This is a genomic window from Flavobacterium mekongense (genome assembly GCF_047038255.1).
Taxonomy (GTDB): Bacteria; Bacteroidota; Bacteroidia; order Flavobacteriales; family Flavobacteriaceae; genus Flavobacterium; species Flavobacterium mekongense.
Window position 1 is genome coordinate 1,025,886 of sequence record NZ_CP174374.1, and the last position, 26,063, is coordinate 1,051,948.

General features: G+C 38.8%; 23 protein-coding genes. 14 read left to right on the top strand and 9 right to left on the bottom strand.

Annotated elements, in window-relative coordinates; all coding sequences use genetic code 11:
- Nucleotides 1–82: 82 nt before the first annotated feature.
- The 4 genes from ACJG85_RS04340 to ACJG85_RS04355 form a co-directional block, all read right to left on the bottom strand.
- Nucleotides 83–1,945, bottom strand: coding sequence for a T9SS type A sorting domain-containing protein (locus tag ACJG85_RS04340; protein ID WP_412464965.1), 1,863 nt, complete (start codon nt 1,943–1,945; stop codon nt 83–85).
- 103 nt (nt 1,946–2,048) lie between these two features.
- Nucleotides 2,049–2,360, bottom strand: a complete 312-nt coding sequence (locus ACJG85_RS04345) for a T9SS type A sorting domain-containing protein (protein ID WP_409676011.1) — start codon at nt 2,358–2,360, stop codon at nt 2,049–2,051.
- 104 nt (nt 2,361–2,464) lie between these two features.
- Nucleotides 2,465–3,589, bottom strand: coding sequence for a hypothetical protein (locus ACJG85_RS04350; protein WP_409676014.1), 1,125 nt, complete (start codon nt 3,587–3,589; stop codon nt 2,465–2,467).
- A 172-nt stretch (nt 3,590–3,761) separates the two neighbouring features.
- The gene (locus ACJG85_RS04355) at nt 3,762–6,548 is read right to left on the bottom strand and encodes a TonB-dependent receptor (RefSeq protein ID WP_409676017.1); all 2,787 of its coding nucleotides are present in this window, start codon (nt 6,546–6,548) and stop codon (nt 3,762–3,764) included.
- 194 nt (nt 6,549–6,742) lie between these two features.
- Between ACJG85_RS04355 and ACJG85_RS04360 the strand changes: the two genes are divergently transcribed.
- Nucleotides 6,743–7,426, top strand: coding sequence for a response regulator transcription factor (locus ACJG85_RS04360; protein ID WP_412477007.1), 684 nt, complete (start codon nt 6,743–6,745; stop codon nt 7,424–7,426).
- Complete coding sequence (locus ACJG85_RS04365) at nt 7,427–8,470, top strand: sensor histidine kinase (RefSeq protein WP_409676023.1); 1,044 nt, start codon at nt 7,427–7,429, stop codon at nt 8,468–8,470. It abuts the gene before it with no gap.
- Here the strand turns inward: ACJG85_RS04365 and ACJG85_RS04370 are convergent.
- Nucleotides 8,444–9,532, bottom strand: a complete 1,089-nt coding sequence (locus ACJG85_RS04370) for a glycosyltransferase (RefSeq protein ID WP_412477008.1) — start codon at nt 9,530–9,532, stop codon at nt 8,444–8,446. The genes ACJG85_RS04365 and ACJG85_RS04370 overlap by 27 nt on opposite strands.
- Before the next feature lie 62 nt (nt 9,533–9,594).
- On the opposite strand from ACJG85_RS04370, the gene trmB reads away from it, so the two are divergent.
- From trmB to ACJG85_RS04385, 3 genes are read left to right on the top strand one after another with little or no spacing between them, the layout of a single operon-like run.
- Nucleotides 9,595–10,269: a tRNA (guanosine(46)-N7)-methyltransferase TrmB gene (trmB, locus tag ACJG85_RS04375; protein WP_412464970.1), complete on the top strand. Its 675-nt coding sequence runs from the start codon at nt 9,595–9,597 to the stop codon at nt 10,267–10,269.
- Nucleotides 10,270–10,896 (top strand): LysE family transporter, encoded by a 627-nt coding sequence (locus tag ACJG85_RS04380; protein WP_409676031.1) that lies wholly within the window; start codon nt 10,270–10,272, stop codon nt 10,894–10,896.
- Between the two features lies 1 nt (nt 10,897).
- Entirely contained in the window at nt 10,898–11,224 is a 327-nt protein-coding gene (locus ACJG85_RS04385; RefSeq protein ID WP_409676034.1) for an MGMT family protein, read from the top strand.
- A 6-nt stretch (nt 11,225–11,230) separates the two neighbouring features.
- Here the strand turns inward: ACJG85_RS04385 and ACJG85_RS04390 are convergent, their stop codons facing one another.
- Together ACJG85_RS04390 and ACJG85_RS04395 are read right to left on the bottom strand one after the other, a co-directional pair.
- Nucleotides 11,231–12,562, bottom strand: a complete 1,332-nt coding sequence (locus ACJG85_RS04390) for a sensor histidine kinase (RefSeq protein WP_412477009.1) — start codon at nt 12,560–12,562, stop codon at nt 11,231–11,233.
- Complete coding sequence (locus tag ACJG85_RS04395; RefSeq protein WP_412477010.1) at nt 12,563–13,909, bottom strand: sigma-54-dependent transcriptional regulator; 1,347 nt, start codon at nt 13,907–13,909, stop codon at nt 12,563–12,565. It lies immediately after the preceding gene.
- Nucleotides 13,910–14,071: 162 nt separating this feature from the next.
- On the opposite strand from ACJG85_RS04395, the gene ACJG85_RS04400 reads away from it, so the two are divergent.
- The 9 genes from ACJG85_RS04400 (at nt 14,072) to ACJG85_RS04440 (ending at nt 23,789) form a co-directional block, all read left to right on the top strand.
- A complete protein-coding gene (locus ACJG85_RS04400) occupies nt 14,072–15,310 on the top strand; it encodes an efflux RND transporter periplasmic adaptor subunit (RefSeq protein ID WP_409676043.1) in 1,239 nt (412 codons plus the stop codon).
- Nucleotides 15,311–15,333: 23 nt separating this feature from the next.
- Complete coding sequence (locus tag ACJG85_RS04405) at nt 15,334–16,035, top strand: ABC transporter ATP-binding protein (protein ID WP_412477011.1); 702 nt, start codon at nt 15,334–15,336, stop codon at nt 16,033–16,035.
- Between the two features lie 24 nt (nt 16,036–16,059).
- Complete coding sequence (locus ACJG85_RS04410; protein ID WP_412477012.1) at nt 16,060–16,845, top strand: head GIN domain-containing protein; 786 nt, start codon at nt 16,060–16,062, stop codon at nt 16,843–16,845.
- Between the two features lie 30 nt (nt 16,846–16,875).
- Entirely contained in the window at nt 16,876–19,308 is a 2,433-nt protein-coding gene (locus ACJG85_RS04415) for an ABC transporter permease (RefSeq protein WP_412477013.1), read from the top strand.
- Nucleotides 19,301–20,602 carry a TolC family protein gene (locus tag ACJG85_RS04420; RefSeq protein WP_412477014.1) on the top strand — a complete coding sequence of 434 codons (1,302 nt, stop codon included), beginning with the start codon at nt 19,301–19,303 and terminating at the stop codon, nt 20,600–20,602. The genes ACJG85_RS04415 and ACJG85_RS04420 overlap by 8 nt, the downstream gene beginning before the upstream one ends.
- Before the next feature lie 130 nt (nt 20,603–20,732).
- Complete coding sequence (locus ACJG85_RS04425; RefSeq protein ID WP_409676058.1) at nt 20,733–21,866, top strand: P-loop NTPase; 1,134 nt, start codon at nt 20,733–20,735, stop codon at nt 21,864–21,866.
- Nucleotides 21,867–21,957: 91 nt separating this feature from the next.
- Nucleotides 21,958–22,197 (top strand): NifU family protein, encoded by a 240-nt coding sequence (locus tag ACJG85_RS04430; protein ID WP_409676061.1) that lies wholly within the window; start codon nt 21,958–21,960, stop codon nt 22,195–22,197.
- 207 nt (nt 22,198–22,404) lie between these two features.
- Nucleotides 22,405–23,457 (top strand): NAD(P)/FAD-dependent oxidoreductase, encoded by a 1,053-nt coding sequence (locus ACJG85_RS04435; RefSeq protein ID WP_412464977.1) that lies wholly within the window; start codon nt 22,405–22,407, stop codon nt 23,455–23,457.
- The gene (locus tag ACJG85_RS04440) at nt 23,457–23,789 is read left to right on the top strand and encodes a ferredoxin (RefSeq protein ID WP_409676067.1); all 333 of its coding nucleotides are present in this window, start codon (nt 23,457–23,459) and stop codon (nt 23,787–23,789) included. The genes ACJG85_RS04435 and ACJG85_RS04440 overlap by 1 nt, the downstream gene beginning before the upstream one ends.
- A gap of 63 nt (nt 23,790–23,852) precedes the next feature.
- On the opposite strand, the gene ACJG85_RS04445 is transcribed toward ACJG85_RS04440, so the two are convergent.
- Together ACJG85_RS04445 and ACJG85_RS04450 are read right to left on the bottom strand one after the other, a co-directional pair.
- Complete coding sequence (locus ACJG85_RS04445) at nt 23,853–25,226, bottom strand: T9SS type A sorting domain-containing protein (RefSeq protein WP_412477015.1); 1,374 nt, start codon at nt 25,224–25,226, stop codon at nt 23,853–23,855.
- Nucleotides 25,227–25,349: 123 nt separating this feature from the next.
- Nucleotides 25,350–26,051, bottom strand: a complete 702-nt coding sequence (locus ACJG85_RS04450; RefSeq protein WP_409676073.1) for an SGNH/GDSL hydrolase family protein — start codon at nt 26,049–26,051, stop codon at nt 25,350–25,352.
- Between the last annotated feature and the right edge of the window lie 12 nt (nt 26,052–26,063).

Sequence of the window (26,063 nt, forward strand, 5' to 3'; positions counted from 1 at the left end):
TTTAAATATTTAGCGCAAAAATACGGAAAATAAAAAAGGCCCTAACGTTCATTAGGGCCTTTTTGGTATTGTTGGATTGGGATTATTTAATCACCAATTTAGTAGTAGCTGTTTTACCTTCTTCAGTAATTCTAACCACATAAACACCGGCGTTTAATCCGTTAACGTTGATAGCGTTATCAGCCGTTGTAGTGTTTAATACTTGTTTGCCTAATACATCAAAAATAGCAACGGTTTTCTCTCCGTTAGCCGCAGTTTCGATGAATAAAGTACCGTTAGCCACCGGGTTAGGATACACTTTCAAACCAGAAATTTGGTTTTGGGTAGTGCCTAAAGTAAAGTTAGCAGTAGTAGCAATTCTTAATTCATCAACTAAAATAGTTGGAGTAGTTGTGTTGCTGTCTTGTCTAAACATAAATCCTCCTAATGCACTAAAAGCAGTAGTAGGAGTAACGCTTAATGTTGGTGAAGCACTTCCTCCGATGGTTGGGTTGATGTATAAGGAAAAAGCATTGTCAGCAAAATCATATCTTAAAACTACATACTGAATGTCACCTGCATTATATAGCGTTGGGTCCCAGTCTGTAGCAGAAGCACCTGTTCCTAAACCGTATTGGTATTGCGTACCGTTTTTACGAATCCAAAGTCTGGCATTAGTAGAAGCGCCGGCAGCATCAGTAAATAATGCAAAATAATTACTTGTTAAATCGGTTGTTACGTTTGCTAAATCAGAAGCGGTTACTATAAATGAAGCGAAAATTGAATCTGCGTTAGTACTGGTGAACAATGTTCTTGATTCACCTCCAGCACCTGAAAAAGTGATTGAGTTTCCAGATGATGTGATCCCGGCATAAGACAAGCTACCGTTAGCAATAGTGATGTTATCTCCTGTGTTAACTAATGACCATTTTTGTTCAGCATTTAATGAGCCTCCAACAGTGTAAGGGAATGAATCAGTGAATGGTAAAGTGTTAACCGGTTTACATTCGGGAGCAGTAACGGTTTTTGTTAAGCCACATGCGCCACTAACGGTTAAAGTTACGTTGGTGCCTTCAGGGATGTTGGTGATGATAATATTACCTTGGGCTGTAGTTGATGGATTGTCGCCACCAATAGTTCCGGCATTAACTGATAAATTGTATGAACCGGTATTTCCACCTGTAAAAGGAATAGTAGCAGTGTAAGTATCTATGTTCAAAGTTGTAGCATCACAAACAGCAGTTTCTGCATTTAAAGTTAAGCTACAAGCAGCAGCACCGAACCAAGTAGTAAAAACTTTGATTTCATCTACAGTTATATTTTGAGTGGCAGCGTATTGTCTTAAAAATACTCCTCCGATACTGGCTGTTCCACCACCTGTTGTAGTATGTTCAGGTGTTCCTGCAGCAGCTTCAGTAGCCGGAACTCCGGTAGATCTAACCCAAATGCTGGCGGCACCGGCTGCAGTTACGTCATATTTCACTATAATAAGGTAGGTGGTGTTCAAATCGAAATCTGTAGGAGTTGCTGCAAAAGAAGCTGTACTCGTGTTTGAGATTCCAAAATTAATTTTACCGGTTGTAGTTGATGGTTTTACATAAATTCTGGCGGCAAATGTACTTGGAGCAGTTCCTAAATGCGCAAAGTAACCGGCATCACCGGAAGTAACATTTACTAAAAATGAGAAATACAAAGATCCGGAAGTTACAGCAGCAGCAAAAGGTTTGTTGATGTCTTCTCCTGTGTTGTCGAGTCTTGCGGCATTGTTGGCAGCAGTGTTGTAGCCTGCGTAGGTCAATCCGTTTGAAGCTCCAACATCAACTGCGTTAGTTCCTGCACCACTGTGTGCGCTCCAACCGTTTGCAGTTAATACAGCATTGTCCGGATAATTAAAATCTTCTGTCAATACTTGTCCGAAAGACAAAGTGCTTACAGTAAGTAATAATAAAGAGTAAATTTTTTTCATTTTTTTAAGTTTATTTAGCCCACAAATATAAGCACAATATTTGTTTGCCGAAAATAAGAGCGTAAAAAAATGATTAAAAAAAAGTTAAACCTACAAAGTTTAACTATCTGACAATTAGTTTTCTAGTAGTAGTGGTGTCTCCTTCGGTAATTTTGATGATGTAAACACCCGGCGGGATAGTGCTGATGTTTAATTCGCGAGAAGAAATGGTAGTTTGTAGTACCTTTTTACCCAATACATCAAAAATTAAAATCTCTTTGTCTAAGGTAGTTTTTGAAGTGATGTAGATTTTTCCGTTGCTTACCGGATTTGGATAAAAACCAAGTGTTTCTCCTTGTTGCTTCCCATCCTGAGCAAAAGCGCCGAGAGAGAACAAGCAGAAAAATAAAAGGGTGTATAAGTAGTTTTTAGCCATGACAAAAATTTGGTTAAGACAAATGTATAAAAATAATTTCAAATATTGTACCAAAAAAAACTCCTTCTTGTTGGGAAGGAGTTTTTTACGGTTATTTTTTTTGATTATAAGTTTTTCAACCAAGTTCCGGAAGTAAAGGGTGCTGTGTTAGCTCCAACCGCATTGGCGTTAACTCCAACGATAGTATCAATGTTGGTGGTATCACCGGAAATTCCGTTACGAGTTAAAGCGGTGATGAAAGTGATACTTGCGTTGTTTACTTTCAAAGAGCCATCTTGGAATTGCCCCAATTGGTTTCTCAAATCAACACCATAGCCTACGTTTGTTACTTTTACGTTAGAAATGTTTCCTGCAGTTCCTTCTTTAAAGTTGAAAGCAGCTTTGTTTGCATTTCCTGAACCTGTGATGGTTACATTAGTAACTGTAGGATTTGCTCTTGGAGAACTGTTAAACTCTACCGGTAAATTAGAACATTCAAATCCAAAATCACCATTAGTAGGTTGAATAATCCAAATGTTACTTAAGGTTCCTCTGTAACCTCTGTCCCAGTCGATGTTGTCGTCTTCACATCCAAATGCAGCAAGGTTTGTAGCATTTACTGCGCCGCCAAAAAATTCAAATGCATCATCAGCGCCTTTGTAGGCTTGTAAGTTTTCTAAAACCGTACCTGAACCTACTCCGAAGAAAGAAAAAGCATTGTACTCCGCAGTACCTCCGGTGATAGCAGCACCTGCATATTCTACTCTTACATATTTTAATGTACCTGAATTGTCAGCATCATCGTTACCGCCATATACTAAACCACCGGCTTCAGCAACTTCTGTTCCTCCGGCAACATTAATTCTGGCTTTTCCGTTAATAATAATACCTCCCCAAGCGCCAATTTGTTGTGATTGAGCAGTAAATACAATTGGAGAAGAAGAAGTACCTACAGCTACTATTTTTCCGCCTTGCTCTACTTGTAAATAATTTGTTCCTGCTGCTTGGTCAGCTGTAGTTACAGTAAAAGTGGTTCCGGCTTCAATAGTCAATGTGGCGCCGGCTTTAACTACAACAACTCCTTTTAAATTGTAGTTTCCTGTAGGAACGTTTAAGTCTGTTGTAATGTTACCTTGAAGAACTGAACCTTCTAAGTTAGGTACATCAGTTCCGTTTGTTTCATCTGATGAACATCCGATAGTAAAAGCTAAAGCTGCAAAAGCAATAATTTTTAAGAAATTTGTTTTCATGTTAATTTGTTATATTGTTTTGACAAAAGTAATTTTAGGATTTCCAAAAGAGGTTAATCAATGGTTATATAACAGTTATCGCTTAGTGAAATATTTGTAAACAAAATGTTATGCACAAAAAAAGAGAATCCTGAGATTCTCTTTTTTTAATGCTTTAGTTTTGAGCAGTTTATCAGAAGCTGTAAGAAAACTCTAAACCTACTGTAACTCCTTGTGTCAGACGATTGTTTACATTGCTGAACTGACTTGGATTGGCAATAGGTCTTGTAGGGTCTTGGGTAGCTAAAATTTCGGTATTTAAAATGTTTTTCACCGTTAAGTTTAACTGGTATTTTTTAGCAAAAGTGTTGCGCCAAGTGAAGTCTAACATATCAATTGGTTTTTGCTTGATGTCAGATGCGCCATCAGTTCCAACGGCATAGATTCTGTCAGAGAAAGTGTTGTAGATGAATGATATTTTCGATTCAACTTTTTCATTTTTAATCAAATCATAAACGATATCGGCATTGATGATAAAATCGGAAGCTCCTTGTAACGAACGCTCAGTTGAAGTTATACGCGGGAATTTGGATTTATCAGCTACTTCTTCAGACTTCATGAAAATGGTATTCAATCCAAAAGTGGTTCTTTTGGTAAAGAAACTTTCGCCGAAAATTACATCTAATCCAAAGTTAGATTCTAACTCTATACCAAACAAATTGGCTTCATCAAAGTTTACAAACTTGGTTAAGAAACCGGTTGAAGTTCCTTCTAACAAACGTGTAATTGGGTCTTGAATGTGTTTTCCGAAAACGGCAACAGCCACCATACTGCTTTGTGTCGGGAAGAATTCGTATTTCAAATCCACATTGTAGTTTTGGGTATTTTTTAAATCAGGATTTCCAATACTGAAGTTTCCGTCTCCGTCTTGGTAACGGAAAGGTAAAATTTCACGGAATCTTGGTTTTGTGGAAGTTTTAGAAGCGGTAAAACGCAAGTTTGATTTTTCGTTTAATTCATACTTTAGGTTAAGCACCGGACTAAAGTCGATTGGATCATAAACTTGTACTTCAAAAGGAGAAGTTACAGTGCTGGTTTCTTTTCTCGACTTGGTTTCACGGAACATGTATTCAAATCGAGCTCCAACATCCAATGTTAATTTTTCCCAATTTCTGTTGTAGTTTACAAAACCGGCATTGATGAATTGAGTGATTTTTACGTTGTAAGTAGGATCCGAAGTGCTGGCGTAAAATAAATTTCCATTATCGAAGTTAGTATCAAAGAATGCTTGGGGATTGTTGGTGTCCATAGTGGTGTCTGTTAAATTACCACCACCATTAACTCTGATTGTCCTGTTGAAAAAGTCGTAATTTGTCATGTCTCCGGCATAACCAAAACGCAAACTGTTTTTTGCTTTTCCGTCGATATCACCGCCGAATTTTATTTCATATTCCGCTTTCCCGTTTACATTAAAATTGTCTAAAACCGAGTAAAAACGGAATGGATTTGCACCATTAAAAGTTACAAAGTCTGCCTCTGAACCAACCCCTTCGGCGATTAAAGTTTTTCGATCAGGCATATTGTTTTTTCCCAAAGTAGCGGCAATTCCGTATTCCAAGGTGTGTTTTTTGTCTTTGAAATATAGGGTTCCTAATTGTTGGATTCCAAAAGAAGTGTTTTCTACATATTTAGTGTCTCTCAAGAAAAACGGACGGTCAATCGTAATGAAGTCGGTGTTTTCTCCTTGAATTTCTTCAATTGTGCTCTCTGAGTTTTGAAGGTAAATGATGTTGAAAAAGAAGTTGTATAAATTGGCTTTTTTAAAGTTCAAACTGGCCAAAGCTGATTTTTGGGTAAAGTATTTAGAATTGGCTACTTCAAAATCCTTAAATGCCGTTCCTTCCGAGTTTAAGTTTCTTCTTTCACCGGTTTGTGACAAATAGTTGTTGCTGAAGTTAACGTTGAATATGTACCCTATTTTTCTGTCGTTAGATAAATCAAATGAATCAGAGTTGGTAATGCTGGTTCCAATACTCATTGGAGCAGTAGTTTGTTCCGGAGACCAAGACGAATTGAAGAGGTCTTTAGATTCAGATGATGAAGCTTGATATCCTAAGGCTACATTTTCGCCAAAAACACCCGGCAAAGCTCGATTGTTTCCGCTGTATCCTAAGAAATCCGTACCTCCTTCACTGCCTGATTTGAAGTCTTTGAAAGTTGTAATAGAGTTGAATCCTGCTGAAACACTTACTTTGGTATATGGTTTTGAACTGATATCTTTTGTCCAAATGTTCAAAGAAGCACCCGCAAAATCTTGGTATAAACCGGAATTAAAAGTTTTAAAAACATCAATGTTTCTAACAATATCAGTAGGAATAAAGCTCAAAGGAATTGTTTTAAGATTCGGATCTGAGGGAATAAAGTTCAAACCGTTTATTTGAAGGTAGTTATAACGATCGTCTAACCCACGAATAAATATACCGCGGTCGGCTACTTTAGAAACCCCTGAAATCTTTGCTACACCTTGTTCTACAGTAGACACACCTTTGCGTTGCATTTCCTGCGCTCCAATACTTTGTTTGATTTCAACAGCATTTTTTTGCTCCAAAAGTAAAGCCGATTCTTTTTCACGACTTACCACTTTCTGAATTACCACATCTTGCAACTGATAACTTCCTGAACCTAAAGCTTTGTTGATGGTTAAAGTTTCACCGGCTTTCACTACAATTTTTTCTTCTATGGTTTCGTAACCTAAAAAGCTGAATTGTATGGTGTATGTTCCGGCTTCTACACTAAGGCTGTATTTTCCGGTTTCATTAGTGGTTACTCCTATATTGGTGCCTTTAATGATAACATTGGCAAATGGCAGCGGCTCATTGTTTAAATCTTTATCGGTCAAAGTTCCGCTGATAGTTCCTTTGTTTTGAGCAAAGCTTATGAGGTTGATTAATAATAATGTAACGATTAATTTAAGTTTCATTGTAGTCGTGTTTAATTTTGGTGCAAAGAAACCATCGCATTGTAAAGGTCGTGTTACTCCATTATTACCTTTTTGTTCCTTAAGCTTTACCAAATTGTTAACATATTAAATTACCGTTAACTCCATAGATGCGTTATATCACGATTTTGTATTATCTTTACCTTTACTACCGCAAAAACAATTGTGCGTTTGTTATGAAGAAAAAAGACATTAAGATTTTATTAGTCGATGATGAGCAAGACATCTTAGAAATTGTAGGTTACAATCTTGCTCAAGAAGGCTATCAAATTGTAACGGCTACTAATGGTAAAGAAGCCATCGTCAAGGCTAAAAAGGAACTGCCGCATTTGATTATTATGGATGTCATGATGCCCGAAATGGACGGTATGGAAGCCTGCGAAAACATTCGTAAGTTGCCCGAACTAAGTAATGTCATAATCACCTTCTTAACCGCTCGAAGCGAAGATTATTCCCAAGTAGCCGGGTTTGATGCCGGAGCCGATGATTATATCAACAAACCCATCAAACCAAAGTTGTTGGTAAGTAAAGTAAAAGCCTTGTTGCGTCGTTTGAAAAATGACGAACAAGCTACCGAAACCCTTAATGTAGGCGGTATTGAAATCAACAGAGAAGAATATAAAATCATCAAAGAAGGGCGAGAAATTATATTGCCTCGAAAAGAATTTGAACTCTTTTATCTGTTGGCCTCAAAACCCGGTAAAGTTTTCAAACGCGAAGAAATTCTGGATAAAGTTTGGGGGAATGAAGTCATTGTTGGCGGCAGAACCATAGACGTACACATCAGAAAGCTGCGCGAAAAAATCGGAGAAGATTTATTCAAAACCATCAAAGGAGTGGGTTACAAACTCGAAGTCTAAATGAAGGTCAATTTCAAGAAAACATACACTTTTGCGTTAGTTTCTACCACGTACATAACACTTTTTTCCACCGGTTTTCTTGGTATTTTACTGTGGTTTTTCCACGAATTCTCTTGGGTTATCTTACTTGTTTTTGCCTTATCTATGGCCACATTTTCATTTTTTGTGATCCAATATCGGGTGGAGCATTTTATTTACCGAAGAGTTAAAAAGATCTACGACGATGTTTCGTTACTCGAATCTACTTCTTTTCGAAACCAACCCATTACTACCGATATGGCCACTTTAACCAAGCAAGTGAAAAAATTTGCGATGGATAAAAAAATGGAAATCGAAACGCTCAAAGTGCGCGAAGAATACCGTCGAGAGTTTTTAGGCAATGTATCGCACGAACTCAAAACACCTTTATTTACGGTGCAAGGCTATCTTTCTACTTTGCTGGATGGTGCAATGAACGATAAAAACGTCCGAAAAAAATACTTGGAAAGAGCCGAGAAAGGCGTAGAGCGATTGATTTATATCGTAGAAGATTTGGACATGATTTCTAAATTGGAGATGGGCGATTTGAATTTGGAGCTCTCTAAATTTAACATTGTTGAACTCATCCAAAACGTGTTTGATTTATTGGAAATGAAAGCCGATAAAAAGAACATTATTCTCATGTTCGACCGAAAGTACAGCAAACCTATCAAGGTTTTTGGTGATAAAGAAAAAATCCAACAGGTGTTGACCAATTTAATCATGAACTCTATCAAATACGGTAAAGAAAACGGAACGACCGAAGTTAGTATAGAGGATTTGGTGAATAACAAATTAATAGTGCGTGTCAGAGACAACGGTGAAGGCATCGAAAAGCACAATCTTTCCCGAATTTTTGAACGTTTCTTCCGAGTAGACAAAAGCGGTGCCCGCAGTGAAGGCGGCTCCGGTCTTGGTTTGTCAATAGTCAAACACATTATTGAAGCCCACGGCGAAAAAATTTATGTAGAAAGTGAATTTGGCAAAGGCTCAGAATTCTCATTCACCATGGAAAAGTATAAATAGCTGTTTCCAATTGGCTGTTTCTCCGGTTCTCGGAAAACCTTTATACAAGTCAGTTTCCAATAATTTTTCTGCCTTAAATTCGTCTTGTTTGGCAAAGGGTGCCATGCCTTTTCTTTTGAATCTTTTGGCCAAATATTCTTGTTCAAATTGCCCCGGTGTTGGGATAAAAAAGGCCTTTTTGTCCAACTTTGCCAAATCCATTACGGTGGTATATCCGGAACGACAAAGCACTAAATCACTTTCATTAAATGCTTTTTCTACCTCTTCGGAAGTCATGAAATTATAGTAAGTAAAATGATCTTCAATAGTTGTTTTTTGCTCCGTTTCCACTTTTCCTTTGATAAAAAGAATCTTCCCCTTGTAGTTTTTGAGCTCCTCGGTTAGTTTTTCTTCCAACATGGTGCGTTGTGGTTCCGGACCGGATAAAATAACCATTAAATCGTAACGCAACGGCAAGTTTTTTTTGACCAAGCGACTCAACGGACCAAGATATTTTAAATTGAGCGAACTGTCTTCCAAATGGCCTAATTTACCGGTCAGATTGGGCTGGTCTTTACTGTCGGGTATCCAACATTCGGTGAATTTAGCGATAAAAAATTGGTGTAATTTAGAAGAAATCCAAGTGGTTTTGCCCGATAATACATTCAGTTGGTGTGTGATAAAAACACTCGGCACTTTTTTGCTGTAAACGCCCAAACGGTTGTCAGATATGATACCTTTTAAATCGTATTGTTTGACTAAAGCTTTCACTTTCTTCTTTTCTTCAAAAATGGCCTGAATCATTTTCGGACTGTTTTTGATGAGTTTCCACTTGAAGTCTTTTTCATCTTTGGCATATTCTATTTCATAAGAAGGCAGTTCAATCGAAATAAGTTCCGGAAATTCCTTCTGCAAGAGCCGTAAAGCCACACCATCGGAGGCAATTATAGGTGTAAAGCCGAAGTGTTGTAATTCTCTTATCACAGGAATACAGCGGGTGGCGTGACCCAAACCCCAATTTAAGGGTGCGATTAAGATATTTTTCTCAGTTGTTTTCAAGTTGGGAAGGTAAGCTTTTAACATTGCAAAGTAAAAAAGATTTCGGATAGTTTATATTTCCTTAATTTTACCAAAAAATTAAATCTGTGGGCAGTAAGAATAAACTAAAGCGATTCAAGGAAAACGAAACCTTTCAAAATGTGTTCCAACCAACTCGTGAAGAAGTTGTAGGCGGTCAATTTCCGTTGAAAGGCAAATGGAACAGCGAATTTTTCAAAAATAACCATCCCATTATCATCGAATTGGGTTGTGGTAAAGGCGAATACTCGGTAGGATTGGCCGAACAATATCCCGACAAGAATTTTATCGGAATTGATATCAAAGGCGCCCGATTTTGGCGTGGTGCTAAAACAGCCGTTGAAAGCGGCATGCACAATGTAGCATTTGTACGCACCCAAATTGAACTCATCGAAGGGATTTTTGCCGAAGGCGAAGTGGCCGAAATTTGGATTACGTTCCCCGATCCGCAAATCAAATACAAACGTACCAAACACCGCATGACTAACAGTGAGTTTTTAAAATTGTACAAGCGAATTTTAAAACCCGATGGTGTTGTGAACTTAAAAACCGACAGCGAATTCATGCACGGTTATACCTTAGGTTTATTACACGGTGAAGGCCATGAAGTGTTATACGCCAATCACAACGTATACAAAAACGAAGGCGCACCTCAGGAAGTAATCGGCATCCAAACCTTTTATGAGAAACAATATTTGGAAATCAACAAGGCAATTACGTATATTCGTTTCAAAATCAAATAGATGACCAATATCTTGCCGCTTGTTTTGGGTTTTTGTATTGCTTTTTTGGCGGTTATACTTCCGGGTTTAATCAACATGACAGCAGCTAAAATCAGTTTGCAAGAAGGTAAAAACGAAGCGGTTAGCTTTGCGGCTGGTGCGGCAGTAGTGGTATTCATCCAAACTTTTATTGCAGTACTGTTTGCCCGATTCATCAGCCAGCACAAGGAAATTGTAGCTACGTTACAAGAAATAGGCATTTTTATATTCACCGGATTGAGTGTTTATTTTTTCTGGATTGCCAAAAAACCAAAGAAAATCAAAACGGAAGCTAAAATCAAAGGCAAAAAGAACCGTTTTTTTTTCGGGATGTTGTTGTCTATGCTCAATTTATTGCCCATCCCTTTTTATGTTTTTGCCAGCATGGGTTTGTCGGCAGCGGGTTACTTCAGTTTTGATAAAATTCCGGTGGCTACTTTCGTTACCGGAGTAGTTTTAGGGTCGTTTAGTGTGTTTTACCTCTATATAGTGGCTTTCAAAAAAATTGAAAAAAAGACCGAATTCTTGATGCGGAATATCAACATTGTCATTGGTTCAGTCACCACTTTTATGGCCATAGTTACCTTACTCAAATTGCTTTACGATTAAAATGGAAGAAAATTTCTTCGAAAGAGTATACGATATTGTTCGTCAAATTCCCGAAGGCAAAGTAACCTCTTACGGCGCTATTGCTAAAGCTTTAGGCTCGGCGCGTTCCGCACGTATGGTAGGTTGGGCAATGAATGCAAGTCACGGGCGCGATGATGTTCCGGCACATCGCGTAGTCAATAGAATTGGGATGCTTTCCGGGAAACACCATTTTGACGGCACGAACTTGATGCAACAATTGTTGGAAAACGAAGGCATCGAAGTTGTCGATAACCAAATCGTCGATTTTGAAAAGCATTTTTGGCAGCCTGAAGTTAAGCGATTGTAAGCGATATTACTCCAACAAACAAACTGTAAACTTCGTGCCGTTTTCGCCATTTTCAAAAGCCAAATAGCCGCCGTGCGCTTCAATAATATTTTTGGATAAAGTTAAGCCAATGCCTGCGCCATCTTTCCGGGTAGTGAAAAACGGCAGGAAAATTTTATCTTCAATTTCGGGTTCAATACCGGCACCGGTATCGGTAATTATCAGGTAAAGTCGTTTTTCTTTAAGTTCGGCGCTGATGCTTATTTCTCGCCGGTCTTTCGCTTCTAAGGCATACATACTGTTGGTCAGCAAATTGATAATCACTTGCTCCATTTGGTTGCGATCTACCATAATCCAACGTTTAAAGTTCAGTTGGTTAACCACGGCAATGGACTCTTTTTTAAATAAAGGTTGCATGATTTGCAAACAGCTTTCCACCAATTCCGATAATTCTGTTTTTTCTTTTTTAGGCGATGGCAACATGGCGAGTTTTCGGTAGCTTTCTACAAATTCTTGCAGGTGATTACTGCGGTTGTGCATTGTGGCTACGCTTTGTTTGATGTCTTCTAAATCTTCGGTTGACAAACTTTCTTGTTGGACCAATTCGTTCAAATTTTGCGAAAGCGAGCGAATTGGAGTAAGCGAATTCAACAGCTCGTGTGAAATGACTTTCATCAAATTAATCCAAGCTTCTTTTTCTTTTTTCTCTACTACTTTCTGAATGCTGTCGAGCAAAATAATGTAGTATTCTTGTTCAAAAGTCTTGGTGGCCGAGGTTTGAATCAAAAAGGTTTGAGTGTCTTGTTTGTTGACTCTGATTTGCAACGAACTTTTCATTTCCTGAAAATCTCGCGCTTCAATAATCTCGCAAAGCGATGGCAATTGGTTTTTCAAATAATGCCATCTGGAAACTTTCGGCACTTCAAAATGTTTCGAGAAATAATCGTTCATCAAAAAGATGTTCCAATCCTCGTTTTCTTTTTGTAAGATGATGATGCCGGTTTCGATATTGTTCAAAATCGACCGGTAAATCAGGTCTTTCGAAAGTTGTTCGTGCTGTTTTTCTTTGAGTTTTCCATACAACTGAAACAAACTGGCGTAGTTGTGATAGGATTTGTGTTGGGAAAAATCGGCTGAAAAATCGTTTTGCAAAATCGAGGCAATGGTTCGGTCAAAAACCAAAAACGCATTGCGCAGGAAGAAGTACAATTCGGTCACCAATAAAAAGGTAATGAAAGCGGCAAACAGTCCGGTATACAGCAATTGCTCCGAAAATAAATAGAGGCTCAGACCAACACAAAAAACCACCAAAATCAGGCGGAAGAAAAGCAGTTGGTAGAGTTTGTAATTTTTAAACATTTATTCCGGATTGATATTGTATTTTTCCATTCTTCGGTATAAAGCGGCACGCGACAAACCTAATTCTTCAGCCGATTTACTAATGTTGTACTGGTGTTTGACCAACACTTTTTCGATGGTGTTTTTTTCTACATCCGACAGCGGCAAATCGTCTTTGCTTTCATAAATTGTAACCAAGTCTAAGTCTAAATCAGCTGCGGAAATGGTATTGTTTTCACACAAAATCACAGCGCGTTCAATGCGGTTTTCCATCTCTCGGATGTTGCCGTTCCAAGCGTGTTTCTCCATTTGTTCCAATGCCTTTTCACTAAAGACAATTTCGTTTCGGTTGTATTTGGAGACCATTTTATTCAATAAAAATTGCGCCAACGGAATTTTGTCTTCTTTGCGTTCTTTCAAAGAAGGCAAAGTAATTTCCATAGTGTTGATGCGATAGTACAAATCCTCGCGGAAGTTTTTTTGAGCGACTTCAGCTTTCAAGTTTAAATTCGTAGCCGTGATGATTCTCACATTAAGCGGACGCGGTTTCGATTCGCCCAAACGGATTACGGTTTTGGTTTGGATGACTTGCAATAATTTCGATTGCAAATGCATAGGCACATTGCCAATTTCATCCAGGAAAATGGTGCCGTTCTGCGCATTTTCAAAGCGTCCGGCGGTATCGGCTTTAGCATCGGTAAACGCACCTTTGGCATAACCGAACAATTCGCTTTCAAAAATATTATCGTTTAACGAACCCAAGTCAACATGAACAAAAGCATTGTTTTTTCGTTCGGATTGTTGGTGAATGTATTGCGCCATCACAAATTTTCCGGTACCGTTTTCGCCTAAAATCAAAACATTGGCGTCGGTTTTGGCTACTTTTTCGCCCAAAGCATAAGCTTTTTTGATCAAATTAGACTGACCTATAAAAAACGAATCCGTTAAAGTTGTTTTCTCCGTTTTCTTTTTCATTTTTCGGGATTCTTCAACCGCCAGCTTCATCGTTTGCACGAGTTTTTCATTTTCCCAAGGTTTCAGCACATAATCAAAAGCACCATTTTTTAAACCTTCTACAGCAGTTTCTACTTTCCCGAAAGCCGTCATTAAAATAACGATGGTTTTAGGTGAAAGCGTTTTGATTTCTTTCAAAAAATACAAGCCTTCTCGTCCGTCTTCAAAACCAATGCGGTAATTCATATCCAATAACACCACATCAATATCATTTTCCGATAACAAACGAAGTACATTTTTCGGATTGTTGAGCGTAAAAATCGTCTCAAAGTGTTTTTTTAAGAGCATTTTGGCCGCAAAAAGAATGTCTTCTTGGTCGTCTATGACTAAAATATTGGCATTGGTTTTTTTCATGGAAGCGAATTGTATTTTGAGTCACTGTTCGGTTTCGGACAAATGGTGTTCGATTATGAACACCTTTATTTTTTATTCAGCTGTAAATTGCTTAAAAACAGCGTTTTGTAAATTTTAAAACTTTGGCACAAAATTGTACTCACTCGTACTAAAATAGTTACAATGGACACCATCATCAATCGTAAAAATAATAAAAAAAAGTATCTCACCGCAGCGGTTTTAGCGGCACTTATTTTAGGTTATGCGGCATACAGTATGATTACCAAAAAAAGAATGTATAACGTGGCCAAAAGTGAAATCACCATTAAAACGGTGGAATCTGATTATTTTGAAGATTTTATGGTATTTCAAGCTCGAGTGGAGCCTATGAATTCTATTTTGGTTAACATAGTCGAAGGCGGTTCGGTGCAAGAAATTTTTGTGAGCAACGGCGACAGAGTAACCCAAGGTCAACCTTTGGCCCGATTGTACAACCCTAACACCGAACTGAACTACATGCAGCAAGAAACGGCTATTATCGAGCAAATTAATAATCTCAACAAAGCCAAATTGGATTTGCGTAACCAAGAACTGAATTTGGCCAAAGACTTAGTGTCGATTGAACACGATTACCAAGACGCCAAAAATTTATATGATTTGCACAAAAAGTTATTCGAACAAGAAATTTTAGCCAAAAATGATTGGGAGAAAACCCAAGAGAATTTTCGCTTTCAAAAAGAACGCATGAACATCATCAAACAAAGTGTGACTAAGGAAAAACAAGCCAATCAAATTCAAATCGGACAACTCAATCAATCCATCGGTATCATGGAAAAGAGTTTGGGTGTTTTGCGTACTAACAAAAAGAATTTTTTAGTAATGGCACCACTTTCAGGTCGATTGTCTTCGTTTGAACCGGTGCTGGGACAAACCTACCAACAAGGTCAAACTTTGGGGAAAATAGATGTGATGAAAGGCTATAAATTATTAGCCGATGTAGACGAGTTTTACTTGCCGAAAGTAACCCAAGGCCAAAAAGGAACTGTGGATTTTAACGGTCAAGAAGTAGCTGTGGTAATTGCCAAAGTAATACCCGAAATCAAAGGCGGGAAGTTTCAGGTTGAGCTGAATTTCAGCGGCAATGAGCAACTCGATTTGAAACAAGGTTTGAGTTTCAGTGTGCGACTGAGTTTGTCGGAAAAAACCAAATCGATAGTGCTTTCTAAAGGCACTTTTTACCAAGAAACCGCAGGAAAATGGATCTTTGTTGTCAACGGTAATAAAGCAGAAAGACGCAACATCACCATCGGCAGAGAAAATCCTTTATACTATGAAATTATCAAAGGGTTACAACCGGGGGATAAAGTGATTACCTCTACCTATAGAGATTATTTGGAAGCTGAGGTACTCAATATCGAATAAATCAAAATCAAAAAACGAACACTATGATACACATTCAAAATCTTTCCAAGGTTTTCAGAACCGAAGAAGTCGAAACCAAAGCCTTAAGCGAAGTTTCAATCACAATCAATCAAGGCGAATTTGTTACCATTATGGGCGCCTCGGGCAGCGGAAAATCGACGCTGTTGAACATCGTTGGTCTTTTAGACAGTGCAACTTCCGGTAACTATCAGCTCCTTAATCAAGAGATAACCGGTTTAAGCGAACAAGAAAAATCCAAAATCAGAAAGCAAAACATTGGCTTCATCTTCCAAAATTTCAACTTGATTGACGAGTTGTCGGTATTTGACAACATCGAATTACCGTTGATTTACAACAATGTTCCGGCTCCTGAAAGAAAGCAGAAAGTAGCCGCCATAGCCGAGCGTTTAGGAATTTCACATCGCTTAAAACATTATCCGCAGCAGCTTTCCGGCGGTCAACAACAAAGAGTAGCTGTAGCCAGAGCCTTAATCAACGATCCGAAAATCATTTTGGCCGATGAACCTACCGGAAATCTCGATAGTAAAAATGGTAATGAGGTAATGGAACTGCTAACCGATTTGCACGCTAATGGCTCGACCATTCTAATGGTGACGCATTCGGATTACGATGCTTCTTTTTCACAACGCACCATTATCATGAAAGACGGTATGGTACTTTCTGAAAAAACCAACAGCAGAAATGTCGATGTTTTCATGTCATAATACTAACGTTTAAAAATTACAATCATGTCGAAAATAATAATCACCACTGTTTCTTTTTTATTCAGTTTAATGGCTTTCGGACAAGTTTCGGAAACCAGAACGGTAGCCGAGTTTTCTAAGCTGAAAGCTTCTCAGGGTATTGAAGTTTTTTATACTGTTTCTGCCACACAAAGCTTAAAAGTGGAAACCGATGACAACGAAAAATTGGCCTACATCAAAACCGAAGTAGAAGGCCAAACCCTTAAAGTGTATGTTGATAATAATTCCAAAGAAGACTACAGCTACGGCACCGGTAAAGGAAAAAACATCAACGGAATGCGTTTTAAAGTTTTAAAAGTATACATCACCGGTAAAGCACTTACTGCCATCAAAGCGAGTTCTTCTGCCAGTGTGAAAGTGGAAAACCTGAATTCGGTGGACCAATTGGAAGTGGCTGCCAGTTCGTCGGCGACAGTTTCCGGAATTTTTGATTGTACCGATTTGCAAGTTGATGTTTCTTCGAGTGGCAATTTTAAAGGAAAAGTCAATGCCCAAAATGTGGCTGTGGAAGTCAGCAGCTCAGCCGATTGCGATTTGATAGGAAAAGCCGTAAAAGTAACCATCAAAGCCAGCAGTTCAGCCGATTGTAATGCCAAAGACTTAGTAGCTGAAGTGGTTACGGTAAAAGCCAGTAGCTCAGCCGATGTTACCGTTTTTGCAACCAAATCATTAGATGCCACAGCCACTTCCAGCAGTAGCGTGGATTATTTCGGCAACCCTTTTCAAGTGAATACCGATAAGAGTTCTTCGGGTTCTGTGAACAAACGATAATCATCATCCATCATCAAAAACGAACAAATCATGTTAAAAAACTGGTTACACATATTTTTATTCCAAATCAAAAACAACAAGCTATTCACGGCGCTGAATGTTTTAGGGTTAAGCATTGGAATAGCCGGACTTATCTTTGCCATTTTGTATTGGAACGATGAGCACAGTTACAACGCTTGGAATCCCGAGAAAGAAAAGGTCTTTGAATCCATTAGTAAAGTAAGCGAAGACGATTATTGGGCAAGTAACGTAGCAGCATTCGAATCCTATTTCAAAAAAGATTTTCCCGAATTGGAATCGTATTGCTATTTCGATAATTGGTATTTTGAAGAAATCATTCAGTACCAAAACAAAAAAGAAATCGTTAAGATTACGGATGCTCAAAAAACATTCTTCGAGTTTTTCCCTTTTACATTTGTGAAAGGAACGGCAAAAAGTGCTTTGCAAGACAATGCCAGTATTGCTATTTCTGATAAAACAGCGGAGCGATTATTTGGTTCAGAAGAACCAATCGGTAAAATGGTGACTTGCTCCGGCCGAAAATTAGTGGTGAGAGGCGTTTATATTATTCCTGGAAAATCCTCAATGGCTCCGAATGCCGTTACTTGTTTGATGGACGGCCGATTGGTTGAAAACAAAGACAATTGGGGTAATTTCAATTACGGTTTGTTGTTAAAACTTAAAAATCCGGCCGACAAAGACAAAGTAAGCACTCGCATGGAGAAAATTCTTCACGAGAATCGCGCTGTTCGTTGGGCCAAAGAAGAAGGCTTAACCATAGCCGAATGGATGAAAAAAAACGGTCCCAACAGAACCAAAATTATTTTAGAACCACTCAAAGACGCCCGATTGCATGCCATTACAGAAGGCTACGCGGAAGGAAAAGGGAACTATCAGTTTTTGTTGATCATGTTGGGGTTGTCTATCTTAATCTTGGTACTTTCTATCGTTAACTATGTCAATTTAGCCACTGCAAACGCTATCAAAAGAGCTAAAGAAGTAGGCGTGCGAAAAATTTTGGGTGCCTCAAGAGGTAATATTATCAAACAGTTTTTATTTGAAACAGTGCTTACAGTGTTGTTTTCAATATTACTCTCCTTGGTAATTGTCGAACTTTCCTTGCCTTATTACAATGAGTTTTTGGGTAAGAAGTTACTCATTCACGGCAATCAATTTTATGGGCAATTGATTTTGATTTTTATTTTGACTATTGTTCTGGCAGGAATTTTTCCGGCCATTTATGTGTCGAATTTTGAAACTTTAAAAGTGTTGAAAGGCAATTTCGGTCGAAGCAAAAGCGGCATCTGGCTCAGAAATACGATGTTGATACTGCAGTTTTCGATAGCCACTTTCTTCATTATCGGCTCTTATATTGTTTACCAACAAATTCAATACATCAGTACCAAAGATTTGGGTTTTAAAGGCGATAAAGTAGTGGCTATTTCCTATCGCAATCCTTACGATTGGCGGGAAAAAGATTACCTGGCTAAACTCACCAACCGCTATAATCTGATCAAAGCCGAAGTGTCTAAAATAAATGGTGTCGCCCAAGTGTCAACAGGAGCATTTGCTTTTGGTTCAACCAATGGTTCAACGTCGAGTTTTGTTTACAAAGAAAATACTATTCAAGGCCGCAATATGGGTGTCGATTTCGGAATGTTGGAAATGATGCAAATCCAACTCAAAGAAGGGCGTTTTTTGTCGGAAAAAATAGCTTCCGACACCATCAACTCGATGTTGATTAACGAAACCACTTTGAAAATGATGAACGAAAAAAATCCGATTGGCAAAGAAATTGACTGGAACGGCAATAAGCTTAGAATAATCGGAGTGGTAAAAAATTTCAACTTGTTCGGTCCGCAAGACGATATTCCACCGATGGTGTTTTTCCACTTCAAAACCATCGATTGGATGTTGCAAAATGCGAGCAAGATTCACGTTAAAATCAGCGGTGATAATCCGGAGCAGACTTTAGCGGATATCGAAAAATTCTGGACCAAAAAAGTCGACACCGAATATCCGTTCAGTTATGATTTTGTAGATAAAGCCTATGCGCGGACTTACGAGACTTATGTCAAACAAAAAAACTTGTTTTCATTGCTGAATGTTATCGTAATTCTGATTGCGCTTTTCGGCTTGTTTGCTTTGGCTTCCTATTCTATTCAGCGGCGAATGAAAGAAATTGCCATTCGCAAAACCTTAGGCGCAGAAACCGGTGTTTTGCTCAAAGAACTGTCCAAACAATACATCGTTTTTTGTTTGATTGGGTTTGCCATCGCACTATTTCCGGTGTATTACTTGCTCAACAAATGGTTGGAAAACTTTGCCTTCCGTATCGAAATCAGTTTTATTCCTTTCGTGATTGGTTTTATAGTTTTGTTACTGTTGACACTGTTGGTGGTGCTTTCCCGAGCGTATCAAGCCACCCGATTAGACGTCTTGAAATATTTAAAATATGAATAGAAAAGCTTTTTTAATTGTTTTACTGTATACGTTTTGCCCTTCTGTATTTGGTCAGGATCAGTCCTGGCCATTGCAGAAATGCATTGCCGAAGCGATGAAAAATGCCATCGAAATCAAGATAGAACAGCTTAATGTCAAAAAATCGCAAAAGCAGCACAATTCAGTGGTCAATCAAATATTGCCGAGTATTTCCTTTACGGGAAATCAAAGCTACAATTTCGGGTCAACTATCGATCCGGCTACCAATGGCAGGGTAAGTTCTAACATCCAAAACGACAATTTCTTTTTGAATGCCCAAATGAGTCTTATCGATTTTAAAGCCTTTGCCACCGCTCAAAAAACTAAAATTGAGATTGAGAAAGCCAAAGCCCAATTGGCTATTATCGAAAACGAATACCAACTTCAAATCTTGGAGAGTTATTACCAAGCTTTGTTTACGCAAGAATTATTGAAGATTCAGAAAGAGCAATTCAAAAATGCACAATTCAATTTAAACCGTGTGACCAAGGAAGTCGAAATTGGCAGCAAACCAAAAAGCGATTTGTACGATATACAACTCAGTTTTGCCCAAGAAGAATTGCGCATGATGGAAACCGAACAGTTGTTGTTACGCCAAAAAACACAGTTGTTTCAACTCATGAATGTAAACGATGTGACAGTTTCCGAAGTACTATTGGAAAATGCTATACCGGCTGATAGCAACGCAGCAAACCAATCGATTTCAAACCCTAAAATTAAATTCGCCGAACTCAATTACCAAAGCATTCGCAAAGATACCCGTTTAGAAAGAGCCAATAATTTACCCACGCTTACAACGTACTATGGCTTTTCAACATTTTATTACAAGCCTTTGAACCAACCCAATGTGGTAGTGGACAATTTTAACCAACAAATCAGCGACAACAAGAATCACCAATTGGGTATCCAACTCAATGTGCCGATTTTTAACGGTTTCCGAAACAATAAAAGAATTTCTGCTGCCAAACTGGAAACCGAGAAATCCAAATACGCCATCGAACAGGAAAAGCTCAAAGTGCAAAACCAAATCGACTTGGAAAACCAAAATAAAAAGAATTACCTAAGCTTACAGGTTAAATTAGAAGAAACCAAAACCTACGCCGAAGCTTCTTTTCGCACTTCGCAGGCCAAATTTTCCTCCGGAGTGATTGATGCCATCGTGTTTTCAAGTGTTAAAAATCAGTGGTTGAATGCCGAATATGATTTGCTCAAAAATAAACTGCAACAACACTATGTGGCTTTAAAAATCAGCTTGCTCAACGGAAACACTTTCTAAAGTTTTTTAGCCTATCATTGTATCAATATTTTCAATTCATTAACGATTGTTTCCAAACATTTCGTATTATCTTTGCAATCTAAATTCAGTTTAAATAAAAGAAACTGAAAGATTTAAATTGTAATACGAAATGAAACTGGATAGAAAAGAAATTTTGGCTGCTTTGGAAACCATTACCATTGCAGGCGAAGGCAAAAATATGGTGGAAAGCGGCGCCGTTAAAAACGTGCTGACTTTCGGAAACGAAGTGGTAGTCGATTTAGTAATCTCCACTCCGGCCATGCACATCAAGAAGCGTGCGGAAGACGATATCAAAAAATTAATCCACGATAAATTTTCACCCGATGCTGTGGTGAAAGTCAACATCAAAGTGGAAACTCCGGAACAAAATCCGAATCAAATCAAAGGCAAACCCATTCCCGGCATCAGCAATATTATCGCGGTAGCTTCCGGAAAAGGCGGCGTTGGAAAATCAACCGTAACCGCAAATTTAGCTGTGTCCTTAGCTAAAATGGGTTTTAAAGTAGGCGTGTTAGATGCCGATATTTACGGACCAAGTATGCCCATCATGTTCGATGTGGAAAACGAAAAACCACTTTCTATTGAAGTAGACGGCAAATCCAAAATGAAACCTATTGAAAGCTACGAAATCAAGTTGCTTTCCATCGGATTTTTTACATCACCAAGTCAGGCTGTAATTTGGCGCGGACCTATGGCAGCCAAAGCCTTGAACCAAATGATATTCGATGCCGCTTGGGGCGAACTCGATTTTATGTTAATCGATTTACCTCCGGGAACAGGCGACATTCACTTGTCCATCATGCAATCGTTGCCTATCACCGGCGCTGTAGTGGTAAGCACACCACAAGCCGTAGCTTTAGCCGATGCTAAAAAAGGGGTTTCCATGTTCTTGTCGGACAGCATCAACGTTCCGGTTTTGGGTATTATCGAAAACATGGCGTATTTCACTCCGGAGGAATTGCCTAATAACAAATATTACATCTTCGGTAAAGAAGGGGCGAAAAACTTGGCAGCTGATTTAAATGTGCCGTTCTTGGGCGAAGTGCCATTGGTACAAAGCATTCGCGAAGCCGGAGATTACGGTCGTCCTGCTGCTTTACAAACGGCATCGGTAATCGAAACTGTATTTGAAGGAATTACCCGAAATGTGGTACAGGAAACCGTAAACCGCAACGAAAGTTTGCCGCCAACCGAAGCGATAAAAATAACCACTATGGCCGGTTGTTCGGCTGTGAAGAAATAGACTGCTTAGACTTCTTAGATAGTTAGACTTCTTAGAAAAATCTAACTATCTGAAATGTCTAATAATCTAACCATCTAACCTGTCTAAAATTATGACTAACGAAGAATTAATTGTCAATATCGAAAAAGCCCTCGACGAAATCAGACCATTTCTGAATTCCGATGGCGGCGATATCAGTTTGGTTTCCGTAGAAGATCAAAAGCACGTTAAAGTACGTCTTCAAGGCGCTTGTACGTCTTGTAGTTTGAGTATCAGCACCATGAAAGCCGGTGTGGAAACCACTATTAAAAAGTACGCGCCGCAAATCGAAACGGTAGAAAATGTAGCTTAACAATAACCGTCGCCATTTTTCAGAGTAGGGCGTTCCCCTGCGGGTCAGGCTGTACGTTGCAATCTTTTCGGGATTGATAATCCCAAAAAGGATTTCCACTGCCATCCTTAACGCAAATCTGACTTGGGATGACAAAAATCATAAAATAAAAGTTCGGGGTTAAAGACCTTAGCGCTTTAAAACCTCAGAATCTCAGAATCTCAAAAAATGATTGAAACAGATATACTCATTATCGGAGCCGGGCCAACAGGTTTATTCGCTGTTTTTGAAGCCGGTTTATTAAAATTAAAATGCCACATTATCGACGCTTTGCCGCAACCCGGCGGGCAGTTGGCCGAATTGTATCCCAAAAAACCCATCTATGATATTCCCGGTTATCCCGAAGTATTGGCGGGCGATTTGGTGAACAATTTAATGGAGCAAATCAAACAATTCCAACCCGGATTTACCTTGGCTGAAACCGCCGAAACCATCGACAAGTTGGACGACGGTACGTTTATCGTAACCACCAATAAAGGCACCAAACACCACGCTAAAGCTATTGCTATAGCAGGCGGATTGGGTACTTTTGAACCAAGAAAGCCCGAAATTGAAAACATCAGTTTCTACGAAGAAAAAGGCGTAGAATACTTTGTGAAAGATCCGGAATTGTTCCGCGATAAGAAAATTGTAATTGCCGGTGGTGGTGATTCGGCCTTGGATTGGAGTATCTTTTTAGCCGATGTGGCTTCAGAGGTTACCTTAATTCACCGCAGAAATGAATTTCGTGGCGCTTTAGACTCGGTAGAAAAATTACAGGAATATAAAAAATTAGGCTTGGTGAACTTAGTAACACCCGCTGAGGTGGTTCGCTTACACGGCAATGACCATTTAACCGCTATCACCATCAATTCCGATGGCCAAGAGCAAACTATCGAAACAGATTATTTTATTCCGCTTTTCGGGTTAACCCCAAAATTAGGACCTATCGCCAATTGGGGATTAGAAATTGAAAAGAACGCGATTAAAGTGAACAATGCTTTAGATTACCAAACCAATATCGATGGTATTTACGCCATTGGAGACGTGAACATTTATCCGGGTAAATTAAAACTCATTTTATGTGGTTTCCACGAAGCCACTTTGATGTGTCAGAGTGTTTACAATCGCTTAAATCCCGGCAAACGTTATGTATTGAAATACACCACGGTTTCCGGAGTAGATGGCTTTGACGGAACCCGAAAAGAAGCAGAAAAAGCAGTAGTAAAATCAATCGACTAATGGCTCAAGATATCACCATTAAAATCACAGATCGTGAAGGCGTTACACATGAAGTTCAGGCGCCAACCGATATGAATATGAACATCATGGAATTGGTTCGTTCCTACGAATTGGCTCCAGAAGGTACTATCGGTATTTGCGGCGGTATGGCCATGTGCGCTTCTTGCCAATGTTATGTGTTAAATGATGTACCGTTACCGGAAAAAAATCCCGATGAAGAAGCCATGCTGTGGGAAGCTTTTAATGTAAAAGACAATAGTCGTTTAGGTTGTCAGCTTCACATTACCGAAGCCATGGATGGACTCGAGATTGAATTGGCTCCGGAGAGTTAGATAAATAAAAAAGGCGAGAAGTAAAATTCTCGCCTTTTTCAATTAAATAAACATTATAAAAACTTATTCTTTTACAAATTGAAGAGTTTTTGAAGCACTTTCTTTAGTTACTTTAATAAAGTAAACACCTTGAGCTAAGGCTTGAGTGTCGATGGTTAAATCGGCTTCTGATGAAACGGTTACTTGTTTCACTAACTGGCCTAATGTATTGTATACCGCTAAGTAATTCGGTAATTCATCAGTAACAGATAAGGCAACAAAATCATTAGCAGGGTTTGGATACAATTTGATTTGATTGAACCATCCAAATTGAGAATTACTTAGTGGCGCCTGACAAGCTTGCGAGGTGGCTAAAGTATTTCTTCTCGGGGAGTTTTGCATCACGGCCAATATTCTTGCTTTTTGGTTTAAAGTAAAGATGTTCATACAAGCATCATTGGTATAATCCATGTAGTTTTCAACCATATCTACACCGGCTGCTGACGGACAAGAATCGTAAGTTGCAGCACAATCATAGTTTTCGGTTGAGGCAGCTGGAGTGTCCGGACAATAATCTTTGAAACTATCGGTGCCATTAACAGTACAAGAGGCAGAATCTCCCCAAATATGTCTTAATCCGAAACAATGTCCAATTTCGTGGGTAGCTGTTCTTCCTAAATCATAATCTGTGAAATAAGTACCTTGATTAGGCGCTACATCAGCAGAACCAAAACAACGGTAATCAATGATTACACCATCTGTACTAGCGTCACCACCATTAGTGTTTAATCCGCCTAAGCCGGAATTGCTAGGGAATTGTGCGTAGCCTAAAACTCCATCCAAATCACCGCCAAATTGACAAACCCAAATATTAAAGTATTGAGTTGGATCCCATTGGGTTTGTGGTTTCAAAATAGTTTCAACATTGTTTTCATTCCAAGTGGTTGTACCTAAGTTGACGCGATTTATACCATTAGTAGCAGCACCATTCGGATCTCTTTGAGCCAAACAGAATTCAATTTCAACATCAGCTCCTACCGCATTGGTATTGTATCCCGGCGTATTGATCATTCTGCGGAAATCCTGATTCAAAACAGTAATTTGAGATAATACTCTCGCGTTAGAGATATTTCTACCTGTGCCTACATTTTGTCCGCTGTGAATCACGTGCACTACTACCGGAATAGTAATTACTACGTTAGGTGTTCTGCCGGTGGTTAATCTTTCCTGAATTTCAGCTACTTTGGGAGCAATCCATTGTTCGAAGGCTTCGGTATTGGCTCTTTCAGGATTGTTAACTCTTAAAAAGTGTTCGTACTCATCCGAAACACATCTTACAGAACCATTTGCAGTATTAATGCTTTGTAGTGGCGCACCGAAAACAGTTCTGTTAGTCGTGTTTTGGTTTTGGGCAAAAAGCACACTACTGAAGAGTAAAAGCGTAAAAGTTTTTAACATATTCATTGAGGTTTTGGATATTTATACAAATAAGTCGGCTAAAGTAATAATTTATGAACTTATGTTGTTAATTAATCTAATAAATTAACTTTTAAAAAAAAGATGCTGATTGAGTCGCCAATATCACAACCCCAATTTTTCTTTGGCTAAAGGTAAAATGCGCTCCACAAATTGCGCATAAGCCAGCGTTGAAGGATGCAAACCATCGTTCGCCACCAATTCGGGTTGTAATAGGCCAAGTCGCGTAATGTCTGTGATATAAACATAAGAAATACCGTTGCTTTCGCAATAGGCTTTCGCAAAGGCATTGTATTGGTAAACACCTTCTGAAATAGCAATGGAACCTTGCCCGAAAGGTGTATAAGCATAATCGGGAATAGAAACCACTATAACTTTGTTTTTGTTGCCACCGGCTTTGGCAATAGCAATATCTACCAGCTCCGGAAATTCTTGTTCGTACAGGCTGAAAGGTTTGCCTTGGTATTGGTTATTGACTCCTATGAGTAAGGTGACTAAATTGTAATCGTTAGTCAGGTTTTGTGCGGCAATTGCAGTTTTTAAATCGGTGGTGGTCCAGCCGGTTTGGGCAATAAGTTTAATTTCGAAATTATCGGCAGTGGTTAAGTATTGCCCGAGACTGTCTTTTAGTTGTTCCGGAAAGCGACATGCTTCACAAACACTTTGACCATAAGTATAACTGTCGCCCAAGGCCAAATACTTAAACAATCTTGGTGTAGGTGGAGGTGAGGTTTGTTGGTCTTCGGAACAACTGTTCAAACCGAAAGCCAAACCAAAAATCACAAGTATTTTAAAAATGGATTTCATAATTGAATTTTT